16 protein-coding genes are annotated in these 16,446 nt (G+C 71.5%); 7 read left to right on the forward strand and 9 right to left on the reverse strand.

Annotated elements, in window-relative coordinates; all coding sequences use genetic code 11:
• Positions 1 to 53: 53 nt before the first annotated feature.
• Complete coding sequence (locus tag CEK68_RS04440; protein WP_152238650.1) at positions 54 to 1,667, reverse strand: serine hydrolase; 1,614 nt, start codon at positions 1,665 to 1,667, stop codon at positions 54 to 56.
• Between the two features lie 373 nt (positions 1,668 to 2,040).
• Between CEK68_RS04440 and CEK68_RS04445 the strand changes: the two genes are divergently transcribed.
• From CEK68_RS04445 to CEK68_RS04455, 3 genes are all read left to right on the forward strand, one after another.
• The gene (locus CEK68_RS04445; RefSeq protein WP_152238651.1) at positions 2,041 to 2,880 is read left to right on the forward strand and encodes a DUF72 domain-containing protein; all 840 of its coding nucleotides are present in this window, start codon (positions 2,041 to 2,043) and stop codon (positions 2,878 to 2,880) included.
• 201 nt (positions 2,881 to 3,081) lie between these two features.
• The gene (locus tag CEK68_RS04450) at positions 3,082 to 4,056 is read left to right on the forward strand and encodes a 2-keto-3-deoxygluconate permease (protein ID WP_152238652.1); all 975 of its coding nucleotides are present in this window, start codon (positions 3,082 to 3,084) and stop codon (positions 4,054 to 4,056) included.
• Positions 4,057 to 4,108: 52 nt separating this feature from the next.
• Positions 4,109 to 5,056 carry a DMT family transporter gene (locus CEK68_RS04455; protein ID WP_152238653.1) on the forward strand — a complete coding sequence of 316 codons (948 nt, stop codon included), beginning with the start codon at positions 4,109 to 4,111 and terminating at the stop codon, positions 5,054 to 5,056.
• Between the two features lie 285 nt (positions 5,057 to 5,341).
• Here the strand turns inward: CEK68_RS04455 and CEK68_RS04460 are convergent, their stop codons facing one another.
• The 3 genes from CEK68_RS04460 to CEK68_RS04470 form a co-directional block, all read right to left on the reverse strand.
• The gene (locus CEK68_RS04460) at positions 5,342 to 6,409 is read right to left on the reverse strand and encodes a sensor domain-containing diguanylate cyclase (protein WP_152238654.1); all 1,068 of its coding nucleotides are present in this window, start codon (positions 6,407 to 6,409) and stop codon (positions 5,342 to 5,344) included.
• Between the two features lie 133 nt (positions 6,410 to 6,542).
• On the reverse strand, positions 6,543 to 7,262 hold the full coding sequence (locus CEK68_RS04465; RefSeq protein WP_010343505.1) for a pseudouridine synthase: 720 nt from the start codon (positions 7,260 to 7,262) through the stop codon (positions 6,543 to 6,545).
• A gap of 151 nt (positions 7,263 to 7,413) precedes the next feature.
• Positions 7,414 to 9,372, reverse strand: coding sequence for a DEAD/DEAH box helicase (locus CEK68_RS04470; RefSeq protein ID WP_152238655.1), 1,959 nt, complete (start codon positions 9,370 to 9,372; stop codon positions 7,414 to 7,416).
• Positions 9,373 to 9,637: 265 nt separating this feature from the next.
• On the opposite strand from CEK68_RS04470, the gene CEK68_RS04475 reads away from it, so the two are divergent.
• Positions 9,638 to 9,859: an RNA-binding S4 domain-containing protein gene (locus CEK68_RS04475; protein ID WP_017909138.1), complete on the forward strand. Its 222-nt coding sequence runs from the start codon at positions 9,638 to 9,640 to the stop codon at positions 9,857 to 9,859.
• A gap of 67 nt (positions 9,860 to 9,926) precedes the next feature.
• Positions 9,927 to 10,256 (forward strand): hypothetical protein, encoded by a 330-nt coding sequence (locus tag CEK68_RS04480; protein ID WP_152238656.1) that lies wholly within the window; start codon positions 9,927 to 9,929, stop codon positions 10,254 to 10,256.
• A gap of 94 nt (positions 10,257 to 10,350) precedes the next feature.
• Here CEK68_RS04480 and ubiM read toward each other — a convergent pair whose 3' ends face one another.
• The 5 genes from ubiM to CEK68_RS04505 form a co-directional block, all read right to left on the reverse strand.
• Positions 10,351 to 11,538: a 5-demethoxyubiquinol-8 5-hydroxylase UbiM gene (gene ubiM, locus CEK68_RS04485; RefSeq protein WP_152238657.1), complete on the reverse strand. Its 1,188-nt coding sequence runs from the start codon at positions 11,536 to 11,538 to the stop codon at positions 10,351 to 10,353.
• A gap of 99 nt (positions 11,539 to 11,637) precedes the next feature.
• The gene (locus CEK68_RS04490) at positions 11,638 to 12,027 is read right to left on the reverse strand and encodes an MAPEG family protein (RefSeq protein ID WP_026143987.1); all 390 of its coding nucleotides are present in this window, start codon (positions 12,025 to 12,027) and stop codon (positions 11,638 to 11,640) included.
• A gap of 41 nt (positions 12,028 to 12,068) precedes the next feature.
• The gene (locus CEK68_RS04495) at positions 12,069 to 12,656 is read right to left on the reverse strand and encodes a DUF4019 domain-containing protein (protein WP_152238658.1); all 588 of its coding nucleotides are present in this window, start codon (positions 12,654 to 12,656) and stop codon (positions 12,069 to 12,071) included.
• Positions 12,657 to 12,719: 63 nt separating this feature from the next.
• A complete protein-coding gene (locus tag CEK68_RS04500; protein ID WP_152238659.1) occupies positions 12,720 to 13,007 on the reverse strand; it encodes a hypothetical protein in 288 nt (95 codons plus the stop codon).
• An 86-nt stretch (positions 13,008 to 13,093) separates the two neighbouring features.
• Positions 13,094 to 14,137, reverse strand: coding sequence for a hypothetical protein (locus tag CEK68_RS04505; protein WP_152238668.1), 1,044 nt, complete (start codon positions 14,135 to 14,137; stop codon positions 13,094 to 13,096).
• Between the two features lie 210 nt (positions 14,138 to 14,347).
• Between CEK68_RS04505 and CEK68_RS04510 the strand changes: the two genes are divergently transcribed.
• Together CEK68_RS04510 and CEK68_RS04515 are read left to right on the forward strand one after the other, a co-directional pair.
• Positions 14,348 to 15,820, forward strand: coding sequence for a DNA-3-methyladenine glycosylase 2 (locus CEK68_RS04510; protein ID WP_152237078.1), 1,473 nt, complete (start codon positions 14,348 to 14,350; stop codon positions 15,818 to 15,820).
• Positions 15,817 to 16,344, forward strand: a complete 528-nt coding sequence (locus CEK68_RS04515) for a methylated-DNA--[protein]-cysteine S-methyltransferase (protein WP_152238660.1) — start codon at positions 15,817 to 15,819, stop codon at positions 16,342 to 16,344. Before CEK68_RS04510 ends, CEK68_RS04515 begins: the two co-directional genes overlap by 4 nt.
• Positions 16,345 to 16,446: the final 102 nt, after the last annotated feature.

A 16,446-nucleotide genomic window follows, 5' to 3' on the forward strand; every position in this document is an offset into this window, starting at 1 on the left:
GCATGACAGTTGACTCCTACCATTCCCTATTCCCCATTCCCGATTCCCAGCAGTCACTCCGGCGTCAACACCAGATCCTGGAAATCGAAGCTGAAATCGGTCAGCGGCGAGATCGCCTGCATGCGCGCCTCGCGCACCTTGCCGTCGGCGGTCAGGGCGAAGCTCAGGAAGGCGTCGGCGTTGAGCGAGCGGTCGCGCCAGCGCACGATGAAGGTGTCGTGCTGCCAGTGCTCCAGGGTGCCGACCAGCTGCGCGGTCTTGCTGAACTGCAGTTCCAGGCGCTTGCCCTGCTGGCGTACCACCACATCGCCGTACCACGGGTCGCGGTAGGTGCCGGCGTAGCCGGACAGCGGCAGCGACGGGGTGGACTTGGCGTCGCGCGCGGCCACGTGCTTGGCCCAGTCCTCGTCGGCATTGGCGTCGGCCTTGGCCACGGCCTTGGCGTAGGCGGCGGTCCAGTCGGTCGCCGGCGCGCCCAGGTAGGCGTCCAGTACCCGCAAGGTGATCGCGTTGAAGGCGGCGCCGACCTCTTGGTTGGTCAGCACGATCACGCCCAGCTTGCGCTCGGGCACCAGGGTCAACCGCGAGACCATGCCCGGCCAGCCGCCGGTGTGCCAGACCAGCTTGGCGCCGCGGTAGTCGCCCAGGCTCCAGCCCTCGCCGTAGCCGGCGAAGTTCGGCTTGGCCGGCAGCAGTTCCGGTACGCTCGGCTCGGACACCGCGATCGGCGTGATCATCTGCCACATCTCCTGCTGGCGCTGGGCGCTGAACAGCTGCCGCGCCTGGCCGTCGGCCGACGGCAGGCGTCCGCCGTCGAGCTGCACCTGCATCCACTTGGCCATGTCGTGCACATTGGCGTAGATGCCGCCGGCGCCGGAATTGTTGGACCAGGTCAGCGGCGCCACCGTGCGCAACTCGCGGAAGTCGAACTTGGCATGGCCGACCGCGGCCTCGTCGCCGGGCTGCAGGTGGTCGCTGTTGATGCGCGCGCCGGTCATGCCCACCGGCACGAAGATGCGCTGGCGCACGAACTCGGCGTAGCTCTGTCCGGAGACCTGCTCGATCAGCTTCTGCGCCACCGCGTACAGGATGTTGTCGTAGGCGTAGCGGTCGCGGAAACCGCCCTTCAGCGGCACGTGCGCCAGGCGCCGCACCACCTCTTCGTTGCTGTAACTGGTGGCCGGCCAGAACAGCAGGTCGCCCGCCCCCAGGCTCAGCCCGCTGCGATGGCTGAGCAGGTCGCGCACGCGCATTTCGCGGGTGACGTAGGCGTCGGACATCTGGAACCACGGCAGGTGGTCCACCACCCGGTCCTCGAGCTTGAGCTTGCCTTCGTCGGCCAGGATCGACAGCGCGGCGGAGGTGAAGGCCTTGGTATTGGAGGCGATGGCGAACAGGGTCTGCGCGTCCACCGGTTCCGGCTTGCCGAGTTCGCGCACGCCATAGCCGCGCTCCAGCACCACCTGCCCGTCCTTGACGATGGCGATGGCGATGCCGGGCACGTCGAACTGCTTGCGCACGCGCTCCACCTGCGCGTCCAGGTCCTGCAGCCCGGGCGGCAATGCGGCCGGGGCCGGTGCGGGGGCCGCGGCGGGGACAGGCGCCTGCGCCTGCACGGTGGCGCTCATCGCCAGCAACAGGCCGCAGCCCATCGAGATGCTCTTCAACTGCGTCGCTCCTGAAGAAGGGAAACCAAGGCCGCACACTGGCGCGCGCGTCCCGTCGAGTGTAGAGCCTGCCGGACCCTTTGCGGCGGACCAAGGCGCGCCGCTGCGACGCCGCGTAGTGCCAGATGCGGTCCAGACCGGGGTGGCCGCTACTGCCAACGTCCACCCCGCACGCAGTGGCCAGCGGAGTTGGCGGTCATTCCCGCCCTGCAAGCACGCATGGCGCACGCCATCGCGCAGGCGACGAACACGCGGCACAGGCACACGCCGCGCACCGCCCAGCGACGCCACCAGGCCGCTGACGCCCACGACCACACCCCGCAACGCCGCGCTGCGGCACAATCGCTCCCCGCCTGCCGCCAGACACGCCCGCATGAACGACCTCTTCGACTCCGCCCCGGCCGCGCCGGACGGCATCCGCGTCGGCATCGGCGGCTGGACCTACGCACCATGGCGCGGCGGCATGTTCTATCCGCAGGGCCTGGTGCAGCGCCGCGAGCTGGAATACGCCAGCCGCCACGTCACCAGCATCGAGATCAACGGCACCTACTACGGTGCGCAGAAGCCGGAGACCTATGCGCGCTGGCGCGACGAGACGCCGCCGGGCTTCCTGTTCTCGGCCAAGGCGCCCAAGCGCATCACCGCCTTGCGGCGGCTGGCCGGCGCCGGCACACAGATCGAGGATTTCGTCGGCGGCATCGCCAACCTCGGCGACCGCCTCGGCCCGCTGCTGTGGCAGTTCGAGCACGGCCACCGCCTGGACCTGGACGACCTGGCCGCGTTCCTGGACCTGCTGCCGCGCCAGGCCGGCGGACACCGGCTGCGCCACGTGCTGGAAGTGCGCGATCCGACCTGCGTCGGACCGGAACTGCTGCACCTGACCCGGCGGCACGGCGTGGCCACGGTGTTCACCGATTCGCCCGAGTTCCCCTCCTTCGCCGACCTGGGCGCCGACTTCGTCTATGCGCGGCTGATGCGCAGTCGCGCCGACGTCGCCCATGGCTACCCGCCGAAGGAATTGCAGACCTGGGCCGCGCACGCGCAGGCCTGGCGCCGCGGCGAGGATCCGCAGGCGCTGCCGCACGCCGATACGGCCGCGGCCAAGACCACGCCGCGCGAGGTCTTCGTCTACTTCATCAGCGCCGCCAAGGAACGCAATCCCGCCGCGGCGATGGCCCTGCTGAAGATGCTGGGGTCCGCCGCACAGGCGTGACGCGCTCGACCACGCGTACGCGACGCCCGGCACGGCGCAAGCGCGACCGTCGCCGCCGCGGTCGCAAGACGGCTGAACCGGACCCCGAGCGCACGCACCCGGCGACACCTGGCGGTCGCCGCGCTGGGGTACAACACCGCCCGTCCGGCGCCGTCGCCGGGCCGCGGCCGCGGGCCGCGCCTGCACACGCGGAGTCCCTCGATGCGGATCAAGCACACGCTCGAACGTCTTCCCGGCGGCATGATGCTGGCGCCGCTGCTGCTCGGCGCGCTCTGCCACACCGTGTGGCCGCAGGCCGGCGCCTGGTTCGGCTCGTTCACCCAGGGCCTGATCGGCGGGTTGGTGCCGATCCTGGCGATGTGGTGCTTCTGCCTGGGCGCCTCGATCCGGCTGCGCAGCGGCGGCCGCGTGTTGCGCGCCTCCGGCGTGCTGGTGCTGACCAAGATCGCGGTGGCGTGGCTGACCGCGGTGATCGCCGCGCGACTGTTGCCGCCGGGCGGCATCGTCTCCGGCATCTGGAGCGGCATGTCGGTGCTGGCACTGGTCGCGGCGATGGACATGACCAATGCCGGCCTGTTCGCCGCGCTCATGCAGCAGTACGGCCGTCGCGGCGAGGCCGGCGCGATGGCGCTGATGTCGCTGGAATCCGGCCCGCTGGTGACCATGCTGATCCTCGGCACCGCCGGCGTCGCCAGCTTCGAGCCACGCCTGTTGCTCGGCGCGGTGCTACCGCTGCTGGCCGGTTTCGCGCTCGGCAATCTGGACCCGGCGCTGCGTGCCCTGTTCGCGCGGGCGGTGCCGGCACTGATCCCGTTCTTCGCCTTCGCCCTGGGCAATACCCTGGACCTGCGCATGGTCGCCCATGCCGGCGTGGCCGGGGTCGCGCTGGGCCTGCTGGTGATCGTGGCGACCGGGATCCCGCTGCTGCTGGCCGATCGCTGGCTGGCCGGCGGCAACGGCAGCGCCGGCCTCGCCGCCTCCAGCACCGCCGGCGCGGCGGTGGCCACGCCCGCGCTGGTGGCGGCGGTGGCGCCGCAGTTCCGGGCCACCGCGCCGGCCGCGACCGCACTGGTGGCGACCTCGGTGGTGGTGACGGCGCTGCTGGTGCCGCCGCTCACCGCCGCCTATGCACGCAGGATGGCGCGGACCGCGTCGCCGCCGGCGCCAGACGCCTGACCCGCGTGCCGATCCGCGACCGTGGCGACGCGCTTTGCGCGACAATACGCGGATGCCGATGCACCCCACCACCAAAGCCCAGCTGCAAATCCATTTCTGCGTCCTGCTGTGGGGGATCACCGCGATTCTCGGCAAGCTGATCACCCTGCCCGCGCTGCCGCTGGTGTGGTGGCGGATGCTGATGGTGGTGGCGGCGCTGGCGCTGCTGCCGCGGGTGTGGCGCGGACTGGCGGCGCTGACGCCGAAACTGGCGCTGGGCTACGCGGTGGTCGGCGCCCTGGTCGGCCTGCACTGGCTCACGTTCTACGGCGCGATCAAGCTGGCCAACGCCTCGGTCGCGGCGACCTGCATCGCGCTGGCGCCGGTGTTCACCGCGGTGATCGAACCCTGGGTGGCGAAACGGCCGTTCCGCCCCAGCGAACTGGCCTTCGGCCTGGCGGTGTTGCCCGGCGTGGCCCTGGTGGTCGGCGGCGTACCGCACGGGATGCGCGCCGGTGTCGCCGTCGGCGCGGTGTCGGCGCTGCTGGTGGCGGCCTTCGGCTCGCTCAACAAGCGCCTGGTCGACCATGCCGATCCGCTGACCGTGACCGCACTGGAACTGGGCGCCGGCACCCTGACCCTGACCGCGCTGGCGCCGTTGCTGCCGTTCGTGCTGCCGGCGTTGAGCGGGCCCTTGCTGGTGCTGCCCAGCCTGCACGACACCGCGCTGCTGCTGGCGCTGGCGCTGCTGTGCACGCTGCTGCCGTTCGCCCTGGCCCTGGTCGCATTGCGCCGGCTCAGCGCCTACGCGGTGCAACTGGTCACCAACCTGGAACCGGTCTACGCGATCGTGTTCGCGATCGTGCTGCTGGACGAGCAGCGCCAGCTCACCGGGCTGTTCTACCTCGGCGTGGCGGTGATCCTGGGCGCGGTGTTCCTGCATCCGCTGCTGACCCGCACGCGTCCGCTGCAGCACCCGGAGCTGCTGGCCACCTGCGAGGCGAAGAACGTGGTGGAGTGAGCGCGGGGGCGCTCACTTCGGGATTGGGGATTGGGGATTGGGGATTGCGGAGTCGGGATTGGCCCGGTCCTGGGCATTTGCGGCATGACCGCAGGCCCAACGCGAAAGGCGCAGCATGCTCGGGAACTAGCCCCTCTCCCCCCGGGAGAGGGGTTGGGGTGAGGGTACGGCGCGAAAGCGTCTGCGTCGTCTGCGTTCGCGAGGCGACGCGCCTCCCCCTGCGGGGGAATTTTTCCCGTAGAACAAGGAGGAACCTGAGGATCGTCCCGGAATGACGTGGCGTACTTACGCCGCCAGCGACACGCAATCGCGGCCGGCACGCTTGGCCTGGTACAGGCCCTGGTCGGCACGCTTGAGCAGGTCCTCGGCGCTTTCGCGTCCCTGCAGCGTGGCCACGCCGATGCTGGCGGTGAGCGACACGCCGAGCTGCAGCAGACTGGTGTCCTGGCGCAGGCGCTCGCAGGCGCGCATGGCCTGCGCCGCGTCCATCCCCGGCAGCAACAGCGCGAACTCGCCGCCGCCGTAGCGCGCCACGACGCTGTCCGGCGGCAGGCGCGCGCGCAGCATGTCGGCCAGCGCCAGCAGCGCCTCATCGCCCTTGTCGTGACCATGCAGGTCGTTGACGCTCTTGAAGTAGTCCAGATCCAGGATCGCCACGCTGAGCGGCGCCGAACCCGGCTGCGCCGCCTCGGCATGGATCATCAACGCGGTGGCGAAGGCGCGGCGGTTGAGCAGGCCGGTCAGCGGATCGGTGCGCGCCTGTTCCAGCAGTTCGGCGTTGAGCGATTCCAGCGATTCCTGGTACTGCAGCAGCTGTTGCTCGTACCAGGCGCGTTCGCGCAACTGCAGCGCCAGCGCATGGCTGCTGCGGCGCAGTTCGATCAGTTGCATCACCTGCCGCGACAGCGCCTGCAGCGCCGCCAGTTGTTCCGGCTGCAGGGTGCGCGGACGGTTGTCGAGCACGCACACCGTGCCGACCGGCAGGCCATCGCGGGTCAGCAGCGGCGCGCCGGCGTAGAAGCGCACCCCGCCCTCGGTGACCAGCGGATTGTGCTGGAAGCGCGCATCGGCGGTGGCGTCGGCGACCACCATGACCTGCTCCGGGGTCAGGATGGTGTGCCCGCAGAACGACTCGTCGCGCGCATTGCTCAACAGGCAGACATTGCGCTGCGCCTTCAGCCACTGGCGTTCAGCGTCCACCAGCGAAATCAGCGCCGAGGGCGTGTCGCACAGCTTGGCGGCGATGCCGACCAGATCGTCGTAGGACGCTTCCGGTTCGGTGTCCAGGATCTGCAATGCGTGCAACGCCTGCAGGCGTGCGGCTTCGTTGTCGGGCTTGCGGGGCTTGATCACGGAATACCCGGCGGCGGCGATGGTTCGCGTTGCGCAGTATGGCCAAATCCGCGGCGGACGCCAGCCCTGGCGGGCGCGCCGCCTGTACGGTTGGGCCGCGCGGCGTCAGCCGAACGCCGACACTGCGACGTGGTTACCACTCCTGGCGCTGCGGCAGCAGGCCGCGCAGTTCCTGTTCGGTGAGATTGCGCCACTGGCCCGGCTTCAGCGCGCCGAGCTTGATGTTGTCGATGCGCACGCGGCGCAACTGGGTGACCCGGTAGTCGAACGCCGCGGCCATCAAGCGGATCTGCCGGTTGAGCCCCTGCTCCAGCACGATGCGGAAGCCGAACTTGGCGATCCGCGCGGTGCGACACGGCAGGGTCATCTGGTCGTGCACGCGCACGCCGCGCGCCATGCCGCGCAGGAATTCGTCGGTGACCGGCTTGTTCACCGCCACCAGGTATTCCTTCTGATGGCGGTTCTCCGCGCGCAGGATCTCGTTGACGATGTCGCCGTTGCTGGTCATCAGGATCAGCCCCTCGGACTCCTTGTCCAGGCGCCCGATCGGGAAGATGCGCTGCTCGTGGCCGACGAAGTCGACGATGTTGCCCTTGACCGCGCTCTCGGTGGTGCAGGTCACCCCGACCGGCTTGTTCAGCGCGATGTAGACGTGGCGGCGCCCGCTCTTGGCCTTGGCGCGCGCGCGCAGCGGCTGCCCGTCGACCTTGACCTCGTCGCCCTCGCCCACCACCGAACCGACCCCACCCGGCTGGCCGTTGACGGTGACCCGGCGCGCGGCGATCAGCCGATCGGCCTCCCGGCGCGAGCAAAAACCGGTCTCGGCGATGTGCTTGTTGAGGCGGACGGACATGGGCTGGGAGCTGGGAATGGGGAGTTGGGAATGGGGAATGGCAACAGCGGGCTGCTGCCGGCTGGGCCATGGCTAACGTCGGGAACGACGGCAGGGAGCGGCAGCGGGGACGCCCCCCATTCCCGATTCCCTACTCCCTATTCCCGGCCTCTCAGCGCTTCGGCGGCCCCTTGCGCGGCGGCCGGTCGGCGGCGAAGCGGCCGGCCGGGCGCGGGCCGGCGGCGTTGGGCTTGCCGCCGGGCTTGCCGGTACGGGCGAACTTCGGCTTGAACGGCGCGCCGCCGGCATCGTCGCCGTCGAGCTTGCGCATCTGCAGTTGCTGGCCGGACACCCAGACCTTCTTCAGGTGCGTCAGCAACTCGCGCGGCATGTCCGCCGGCAGGTCCAGCACCGAATGGTCGTCGTGGATGTCGATGCGGCCGATGTACTTGCTCTCCAGCCCGGCCTCGTTGGCGATCGCGCCGACGATGTTGGCCGGCTTGACCCCATGCTGGTGGCCGACCTCGATGCGGTAGGTCTCCATGCCCACTTCCGGCGCGCCGCGCGGCGCTTTCGGCGCCTTGTCGCGGCGCGGCGCCTCGAAGCTGCCGACGTCGCGGTGGTAGTCGAAATCCTCGCCACGCGCGGCCGGGGCCGGACGCGCCGGGCGCTCGCCGTCGTCGCGACGCGGCGCACGCGGCTCGCGCTCGAACTTCGGCTCGAAGCGGGGGCGCTCAGGGCGCTCGCCACGCTCGGGCCGCTCGCGGCGCTCGAAGCGCTCGCCCTGCGGCGGGCGCGGACGGTCCGGGGCCAGCAGCAGCGGCGTCTCGCCCTGCAGCAGGCGCGCCAGCGCCGCGGCCACTTCCACCATCGGCACGTTCTTCTCGGCCTCGAACTTCTGCAGCAAATCGCGGTACATGTCGATGCCGCCGGCGGCGATGGTCTCGCTGATCTTCTCCATGAAGCGGCTCACGCGCTGGTCGTTGACCGCGTCGACGCTGGGCAGCTGCATTTCCTCGATCGGCTGGCGGGTGGCGCGCTCGATCGCGCGCAGCATGCCGCGCTCGCGCGGGCTGACGAACAGGATCGCTTCGCCGCTGCGCCCGGCCCGGCCGGTGCGGCCGATACGGTGCACGTAGCTTTCGGTGTCGTAGGGGATGTCGTAGTTCAGCACGTGGCTGATCCGCTCCACGTCCAGGCCGCGCGCGGCCACGTCGGTGGCGACCAGGACGTCGAGCTTGCCGTCCTTGAGCTGCTGGATCACCCGCTCGCGCTGCGCCTGCTGGATGTCGCCGTTGATCGCCGCCGCGGCCAGGCCGCGCGCCTGCAGCTTCTGCGCCAGCTCGTCGGTGCCGGCCTTGGTGCGGGCGAAGATGATCATCGCGTCGAACGGTTCGACCTCCAGGATCCGGGTCAGCGCGTCGAGCTTGTGCAGCCCGCTCACCGCCCAGTAGCGCTGGCGGATGTTGGCCGAGGTGGTGGTCTTGGAGGCGATGATCACCTCGGCCGGGTCGTTCAGATAGGTCTGCGCGATGCGCTTGATCGCCGGCGGCATGGTCGCCGAGAACAGCGCCACCTGGCGCGATTCCGGCAGCTTCTTCAGCACTGCCTCGACGTCGTCGATGAAGCCCATGCGCAGCATTTCGTCCGCTTCGTCGAGCACCAGCGTCTTCAGCTCGGACAGGTCCAGGGTGCCGCGGTCCAGGTGATCGATCACCCGCCCCGGGGTGCCCACCACCACGTGCACGCCGCGCTTGAGCGCCGACAGCTGCTGCACGTAGGGCTGGCCGCCGTACACCGGCAGCACCTGGAAGCCGGGGATCGCCGCGGCGTAGCGGTGGAACGCCTCGGCCACCTGGATCGCCAGTTCGCGCGTGGGCGCCAGCACCAGCGCCTGCGGCTTGCGCTGGGCGAAATCCAGCCGCGACAGGATCGGCAGCGCGAACGCGGCGGTCTTGCCGGTGCCGGTCTGCGCCTGGCCGAGCAGGTCGCGGCCGGTCAGCAGCGCCGGGATGGTGGCGGCCTGGATCGGCGACGGCGACTCGTAGCCGACGTCGGCGACCGCCTTCATCACAGCAGGGGAGAGGCCGAGATCTGCGAACAGCAGCGGCGCGGGGGTATCTTGGGACATGGGAGACTCCGGGGGCGCCGCAGAGAACCGGCAGGCGCAAAGAAGCCCCTATTGTGCGCCCTGCCGGGCCGCATGTCGAAAGCAGGTGAACGACACCGTTCAGGCGTGACCCTCTCCGCACTGGCGGACGCCGGCCACCGCGGCCGCCTGCAGCAGGCGCGGCGCCGCGGGCTGCGGCAGCGGCGACAGCCCCCAGCCGCCGACATGGCGGGCGTTTTGCCCGCGAATGACCGACAATGGGCGCCGATTTCCGAGCAAGCCCCCAATGCAGACCATCGATCTCCAGCTAGAAAGCGACTACGTGGAACTCAAGCACCTGTTGAAACTGACCGGCCTGTGCGACAGCGGCGGCGCGGCCAAGGCCGTGATCAGCGAAGGCCAGGTGCGCGTGGATGGCGAGGTCGAACTGCGCAAGGCCTGCAAGGTGCGCGCGGGCCAGGTGGTACAGCTGGGCGACGTACAGGTGCAGGTGCTCGGCAAGGCATGACCGCCATCGGCGCCCCTGGCCTGCCACTCGCCGGCCGGTGGCGCCGGACAGCGCGGACCGCCGCACGATGCTGATCACGCTGGGCATTCGCAACATCGCGCCGTCTGCGGAAGATCCGAACCACGACGTGTACATCGCGCAGCTCGACCCCGACGCAGCGCAGCCGTTCCGCCTGGGCCAGTCCATCCGCGGCGGCCACGCGGAGCGCGGCGGCTCCATCTCCCTGGCCCTGGACGAACTGGAGGGCTGGACCGGCGACTGGCGCCAGCACCTGCGCCACGCCGGCTGCGCCTGGGCCATCGCGCCGATCGAAGCGGCGCAGCGCAGCGGCGACCTGCAGAGCGCCCTCGGCGCGCTGGTCGCCGGTGCGGAACAGCGGCGCGCCGACGCCAGCTAGCCGCCGCTGAGATCGGGATTCGGGATTCGGAATTGAAAGCAAGCCGCGCCGAGCACCGATAGACACGCACGCATGCATCGGCACGACCGCCGCCTCAGCGCGCCATGGCCGCCACGCGCTGGGTCAGGTGCGCCGCGATGGCACGCTTGAACGGCGCGACCCGGTCGGCCACGCGCAGCGCGGCGCTGCGCAGGGCGCGCGCCGGCAGGCGATCGTCGGTGTACAGCGCGGCAATCGCGTTGGTCGCTTCGTACAGCGGCCGCGTGGCCAGGCGGTGCCCGCGCTGGTAGCCGGCCAGCAAGGCCGGCGCAGCGATGTCGCCGCCGCGCGCGACCGCGTCGTGCAGCGCACGCGCCAGCCGCGCCTGGCTCTGCAGGCCGAAGTTGAACCCATGCGCGGTCACCGGATGCATGCCCACCGCGGCGTCGCCGATCAAGGCATAGCGCTCGGCGACGAAGCGCTGCGCATAGACGGCCACCAACGGATACGCCTGCGGCCGCACCAGTGGCGTCATCGCGCCCAGGCGATGCTCGAAGCAGCTACTGATCTCCGCCCCCAACGCCGCCTCGTCCATCTGCAGCAGCGCCTGCGCGCGTTCCGGCGGCAGGGTCAGCACTGCCGAGGCCTCGTTGCCGTGCAGCGGCAGCAGCGCCATGGTGCGGCCGTAACCGAACCACTCCCAGGCGGTCTGATGGTGCGGGCGCTCGTGGCGCACCCGACACACCAGCATGGTGCGGCCGAAATCGCGCAACTGCGCGCCGATCCCGCTCATGCGCCGGGTACTGGAGAAGCGGCTGTCGGCGGCGACCACCAGGCGCGCCGCCACGCTGCGCCCGTCGGAGAGCTGCACCTGCGCCTGGCGCGCGTCGCGGCGCAATGCCTGCACCGAGACACCATCGAGCAAGGTCAGACCGGGCTGGTCCTGCACCGCGGCGAACGCGGCGCGGCGGATCAGGTGATTGGGCACCAGCCAGCCGAGATCGCCACGGCCGCCCTCGCCCGCCGCGAAGGTCAGTGCGAACGGCGAGGAACCGTTCATCACCCGCGCATCGCGCAGCGGCGCGATCGCCTGCGGGTCGATCCGCGGCCACAGGTCCAACTGATCCAGCAACGCCCGCGAGGCATGGGTCAGGGCGATTTCGCGGCCGTCGAAGGCGGCCTCGGCCAGCGCCGCGCGCGGCTGCGGCTCGATCAGCGCCAGCGACAGGCCGCTGCCGGCCAGCGAGCGGGCGAAGCACAGGCCGGCAGGGCCGGCCCCGACGATGGCGATATCCACTTGCATGCGGCGACTCCGTGATCGGACCCGGCCAGGATACGACCGCCGCGCACCGCGTCCTTGATCTGGATCAGCGCTGCGACGATCGGTCGCAGCCCGCGGGGCTCAGAACAGCGCCCACACCAGTTGCAGGATCGCCCACAGCGACACCACCCACACCAGGCTGCGCACGTACGGCACGCCCGCCGCGTACAGCGGCACATAGGCCACCCGCGCCCACAAATAGATTTGCGCCGAAAGCGCGGTGTGCGCATCGCCCTTGCCCAGCGCCGCCACCGCCACCGCCGCGGCGGCGAAGAACGGGAAGGTTTCCAGGAAGTTGCGCAGCGCGCGGTCCAGGCGCCCGGCCACGCCGGCCGGCGGCGGTTGCGGCGCATCGCGCGCGCCGGCGTTCCACTTCAGCCCGCGCTGCGCGGTGACGAAGGCGGAGGCGAGCAGCAGTTGCGCGATCCCGAGCAGGATCGCCCAGGCCAGCATGCGGATTTCGATGGGCATCGGAGCCTCGGAGGAAAGGAAGACGGCGCGCAGCATGCCGCTCAATCGGGCATGGCGACGTGATAACCGACCAGGCGCCAGGTCTTGTCCTCGTCCAGCCGCAACGACACCAGCTCGCGCACCGGCTGCGGCGCATTGGCGAAGCGGCTGGGGAAGCTGATGTTGACGTAGGTGCCCGGCGGCACCTGCGAGCCGGCGGCGTACTGCACCCGCGCCACGCTGGCGACGCCGCGGCCGAGCAGCGCGCCCAGCCGCGCACGTGCGGCGTCGATCTCGCGCACGAACACCGCACGCGTCACCGCCTTCTTCGCCACAACAGAGGCGCCGTCCCACAGCTCGCCGGTGCGTCCGGCATCGACCAGCTGCGCGGCGCGCAGGCCGGCCTGCGCCATCTGTGCGTCCTGCTTGGCCAGCGGCCCGGGTGCGGGCGCGGCGGGGCCGGCATGGCGCGGCGCCGGTTTCGGCGCCGCCACGGGAGCGGCAGCAGGGGCGGCGGGTGCCGCTGGCGGGGCAGTCGTCGGCGCGGGCGCGGACGATGCCGGGGGCGCGGTCTGCGCGGAAGCGACGCCAGCGACGAGGGCCAGCAGGACGGGAGTGAGGCGGAACGCGAAGGAGATGGACAAGGACATCGCTCGACAGCGGCGGTGGCAAGGCCGCAGTCTACGCGGCCTGTGCGGACCAGCGCAGCGGCCCTATGGCGTCTCCTCGGTCGCCACTACCGTATTCTCGCTCGCCACTCCCGCGGCCGCGGCCGGGGCGGCATAGCGCTGCCGGTGCCAGGCACGCCAGCTCGCCCACAGTGCCCACGCGGTCGCCGCCAGCAGGCCGAACAGGCTCAGCAGCGAGCCGGTCCGCGCCAGCCAGGGCGCATGCAGGCCGTTGGCGAGTTGCAGCAGCACTTCGGCGATCGCGAAGCCGCCGAACGCCAGCAACGCCGGGGGCAGGTACAGCCGCAGCATCAAGCGGGTTCCGGCGGCCATGCGCATGCTCCGGGATGGAATGTGGCGACGCTAGCCCCGCGTCCATGCCCGCCACGTGAATGGGCGGGATGCGCCGCAGCGGCCGTTCAGGCGCCGGGCGAGGCCAGCGGCAGCGTCGCCACGTCGATCTCCGAGAGCGGGCTTTCCGCCGGACAGGCCTGGTCCGGGAACCCGAAGCGCTGCTTCAGCGCCTGGCCGCAGGCGGTCAGGCTCTCAAGGTCCACGTCTTTTTTGGTCTTGCACTCCTGGTCGAAGGCGACCAGGAACGCATCCTTGCGCCGCACGAAATCGTCGCCGCACTTGCGCAACTGCTTGATCCGCTCCAGGTCGTCCTGCACCGCGTTGGTGCCGTCGAGCCCGTACTGCTTGAGCTCGTCGCTGCTGAGCAGGCGCAGGCTGCGGTTGGGCACGGTCATCATCAGATCGGCCACCGCCACCGCCACGCCGTTGCGTTCCAGGTAGTCCTTGACGTTGCCATAGACCTCCTGCAACTCGCGATTGAGCTCGGCGCGCGAGGTCGCAGTGGAGCTGATCCGCATCATCCGGTGGATGCCGACCTTGCCGGAGATCAGCCGGTTGTCGCCGGCGGCCAGCACGAACACGCAGGCGCTGTGGCAGACCGAGCCTTCGCGCACCCACACGGTCCAGCCGGATTCGCCGATCGCATCGCCGGCACGGATCGCCGCCTCGACCTGGCCGCCGCTGGAATCGAGGTCGAGCACGCGCTTGCCGATGCCGGTCTGCATGGCCACCTCGGCCAGGCGCCGCACCATTTCGGCGAAGCCGGCGTTGATCTTGCCGACATAGCGCACCCGCATCAGCCCACGCTCGCGGCACGGCGCCAGCGCCGCTTCCACCGCTGGCCGATCCAGCCCGGCCAGCGGCTGGCCATCGCCGGCGTCGGCGGCATAGTCGGTGTCGCAGCTGATGAAAGCCTCGCCGTTCTCCAGGGTGGCCTCGTCCCAGGCCTGCGGGTCGCGCTTGGGCGCGACCGCATGCGGCGGCGGTGCCGGCGGCGCACCGATCGAGACCATGTGCTCGCCATCGGCGGAGGGGCTGTCGGCGACGGTCCGCGGCGCCGACGCCGGCTGCTGCCCGCAGGCCAACAGGCCCAGGCAACACAGCGACAACCAGCAGAGTCTGAACGGAGCGGCCAAACGGAGGATCCACGGACGAGACGAAAAAGACAGGCGCCAGGCGCCCGTGGACCTAGTCTAGTGCCGCCGCGCGGAACCTCCCCAACTGCGCCTAAACCGCGGGCACCGCGGCCACGCGACAGCCGCGGCATTGCTGTCCGAAAACGGCCAGTGCGCCGCGCCGGGGCCGACTAGACTGGCGCCATGCCTGCCCTCGCCGCCACCGACCACGCCCTCTACGACCGCGCCCGCCAGTCCCGCGACGCGCGCTTCGACGGCGTGTTCTTCACCGCCGTGCGCAGCACCGGCATCTACTGCCGGCCGGTGTGCCCGGCCCCGCCGCCCAAGCGCAGCAACGTGCGCTACTACCCCAGCGCCGCCGCGGCCGCGGCAGCCGGCTACCGGCCGTGCCTGCGCTGCCGCCCCGAACTCTCGCCGGAGGCGCAGCAGCACCTGGGCGAAGAAGTGGTGCGGCGCGCACTGGCGCTGATCGCCGAGGGCGCGCTGCAGGACGCCAGCGTCGCCGCGCTGGCGGCCGAACTGGGCATCAGCGCGCGCCAGCTGCAGCGCCTGTTCGTGGCCCAGCTCGGCGCCACCCCGGCAGCGGTGCACGCGACCCGGCGCCTGTTGCTGGCCAAGCAACTGCTCACCGAAACCGCCTTGCCGATCACCCAGGTGGCGCTGGCGGCCGGCTTCAACAGCCTGCGCCGCTTCAACGCCGCGTTCCTCGACGGCTGCGGCATGCCACCCTCGGCGATCCGCAAGCAGCGCACCGACAGTCCCGGCGGCGATCTGGTGCTGCGCCTGGGCTATCGGCCGCCGCTGGACTTCCCGGCGATGCTGGCGTTCCTGCGCAAGCGTGCGATCCCCGGCATCGAGCGCATCGGCGAGGCCAGCTACGAGCGCGTGCTCGGCCCCTGCGAGGCCTCCACTCGCATCCGTGTCGAGGCCGATCCGCAGCGCCACGAACTGCGCCTGCACATCGCCGCGGCCGATCCGCGCGCCATTCCCGACATCGTGCGCCGGGTGCGCCGCGTGTTCGACCTGGATGCCGACCTGCGCGCGGTGCACGCCACGCTCGGCGAGGATCCGCTGCTGGCGTGCGCCATCGCCCGGCGCCCCGGATTGCGTGTGCCAGGCGGTTGGGACGGGTTCGAAGTGGCGGTACGCGCGGTGCTCGGCCAGCAGGTCAGCGTGGCCGGCGCGGCGACCCTGGCCGCGCGCCTGGTCGATCGGCACGGCGCCGCGCGGCCCGGCCAGCCGCCGGGGCTGGACCGCGCCTTCCCGACCCCGCAGGCACTGCGCGACGCGCCGCTGGAAGCCATCGGCCTGCCGCGCTCGCGTGCGGCGACGATCCGTGCGCTGGCGCAGGCGGTGCTGGACGGCCGTCTGTCGTTCCGCGCCGGCCAGCGCCTGGACGACTTCGTCGCCCACGCCATCACCTTGCCCGGCATCGGCGCCTGGACCGCGCAGTACATCGCCCTGCGCGCGCTCGGCCAGCCCGACGCCTTCCCCGCCGGCGACCTGGTCCTGCAGCGCATGCTCGGCGCGGACGGCGCACGCCTGAGCGAACGCGCCACCGAGGCACGCGGGCAGGCCTGGCGTCCCTGGCGCGCCTACGCGGTGCTGCACCTGTGGCACCTGGCCAACGACCCTCCCGAGGAGACCCGCGCATGACCGCGTCCCCGCTGTCCTACGACCGTTTCGACACCCCGATCGGCATGCTCACCGTCGCTGTCGGCAGCGATGGCGTGCGTCACATCCTGTTCCCCGAGAACCGCTACGACGCCCGCGGCCGTGCCGACTGGGTGCACGATCCGGCCCCGGTGCGTGCCGCGCGCGAGCAGTTGCTGGCCTACTTCGCCGGCGAGCGCGAGCACTTCGACCTACCGCTGGCGCCGCACGGCACCGACTTCCAGCGGCGGGTGTGGCTGGCGCTGGCCGAGATCCCGTTCGGCGCGACCTGGAGCTACGCGCAACTGGCGCAGCATGTGGGCCAGCCGCGTGCGGTGCGCGCGGTCGGCGCCGCCAATGGCCGCAACCCGTTGCCGATCGTGCTGCCCTGCCACCGGGTGATCGGCGCCAACGGCGCGCTCACCGGCTTCGGTGGCGGCCTGCCGACCAAGGCCGCGCTGCTGGCGCTGGAGCGACGCGATGGCGGCGACGCGGCCGCCGGCACCATGGCCCCGCTGTTCGGCTGAGCGTCGCAGCCTGCGGCGGCGGCGCCGCGAGCGCTGCGGCATCGCGCGCCCCGGATACCGATGCACGCGCGCCGCAGGCGCTGTCTTCGCCACGTCACCGTC

Origin of the sequence: Xanthomonas sp. LMG 12461, from assembly GCF_009192935.1 — a bacterium.
In the GTDB taxonomy this organism is placed as follows: Bacteria; Pseudomonadota; Gammaproteobacteria; order Xanthomonadales; family Xanthomonadaceae; genus Xanthomonas_A; species Xanthomonas_A sontii.

Coding starts and splice junctions, on each gene's coding strand:
- CEK68_RS04445 (WP_152238651.1), top strand. CDS start 2,041: ATGAACGACCTCTTCGACTCCGCCCCGGCCGCGCCGGACGGCATCCGC.
- CEK68_RS04450 (WP_152238652.1), top strand. CDS start 3,082: ATGCGGATCAAGCACACGCTCGAACGTCTTCCCGGCGGCATGATGCTG.
- CEK68_RS04455 (WP_152238653.1), top strand. CDS start 4,109: ATGCCGATGCACCCCACCACCAAAGCCCAGCTGCAAATCCATTTCTGC.
- CEK68_RS04465 (WP_010343505.1), bottom strand. CDS start 7,262: ATGTCCGTCCGCCTCAACAAGCACATCGCCGAGACCGGTTTTTGCTCG.
- CEK68_RS04470 (WP_152238655.1), bottom strand. CDS start 9,372: ATGTCCCAAGATACCCCCGCGCCGCTGCTGTTCGCAGATCTCGGCCTC.
- CEK68_RS04475 (WP_017909138.1), top strand. CDS start 9,638: ATGCAGACCATCGATCTCCAGCTAGAAAGCGACTACGTGGAACTCAAG.
- CEK68_RS04480 (WP_152238656.1), top strand. CDS start 9,927: ATGCTGATCACGCTGGGCATTCGCAACATCGCGCCGTCTGCGGAAGAT.
- ubiM (WP_152238657.1), bottom strand. CDS start 11,538: ATGCAAGTGGATATCGCCATCGTCGGGGCCGGCCCTGCCGGCCTGTGC.
- CEK68_RS04490 (WP_026143987.1), bottom strand. CDS start 12,027: ATGCCCATCGAAATCCGCATGCTGGCCTGGGCGATCCTGCTCGGGATC.
- CEK68_RS04495 (WP_152238658.1), bottom strand. CDS start 12,656: ATGTCCTTGTCCATCTCCTTCGCGTTCCGCCTCACTCCCGTCCTGCTG.
- CEK68_RS04500 (WP_152238659.1), bottom strand. CDS start 13,007: ATGGCCGCCGGAACCCGCTTGATGCTGCGGCTGTACCTGCCCCCGGCG.
- CEK68_RS04510 (WP_152237078.1), top strand. CDS start 14,348: ATGCCTGCCCTCGCCGCCACCGACCACGCCCTCTACGACCGCGCCCGC.
- CEK68_RS04515 (WP_152238660.1), top strand. CDS start 15,817: ATGACCGCGTCCCCGCTGTCCTACGACCGTTTCGACACCCCGATCGGC.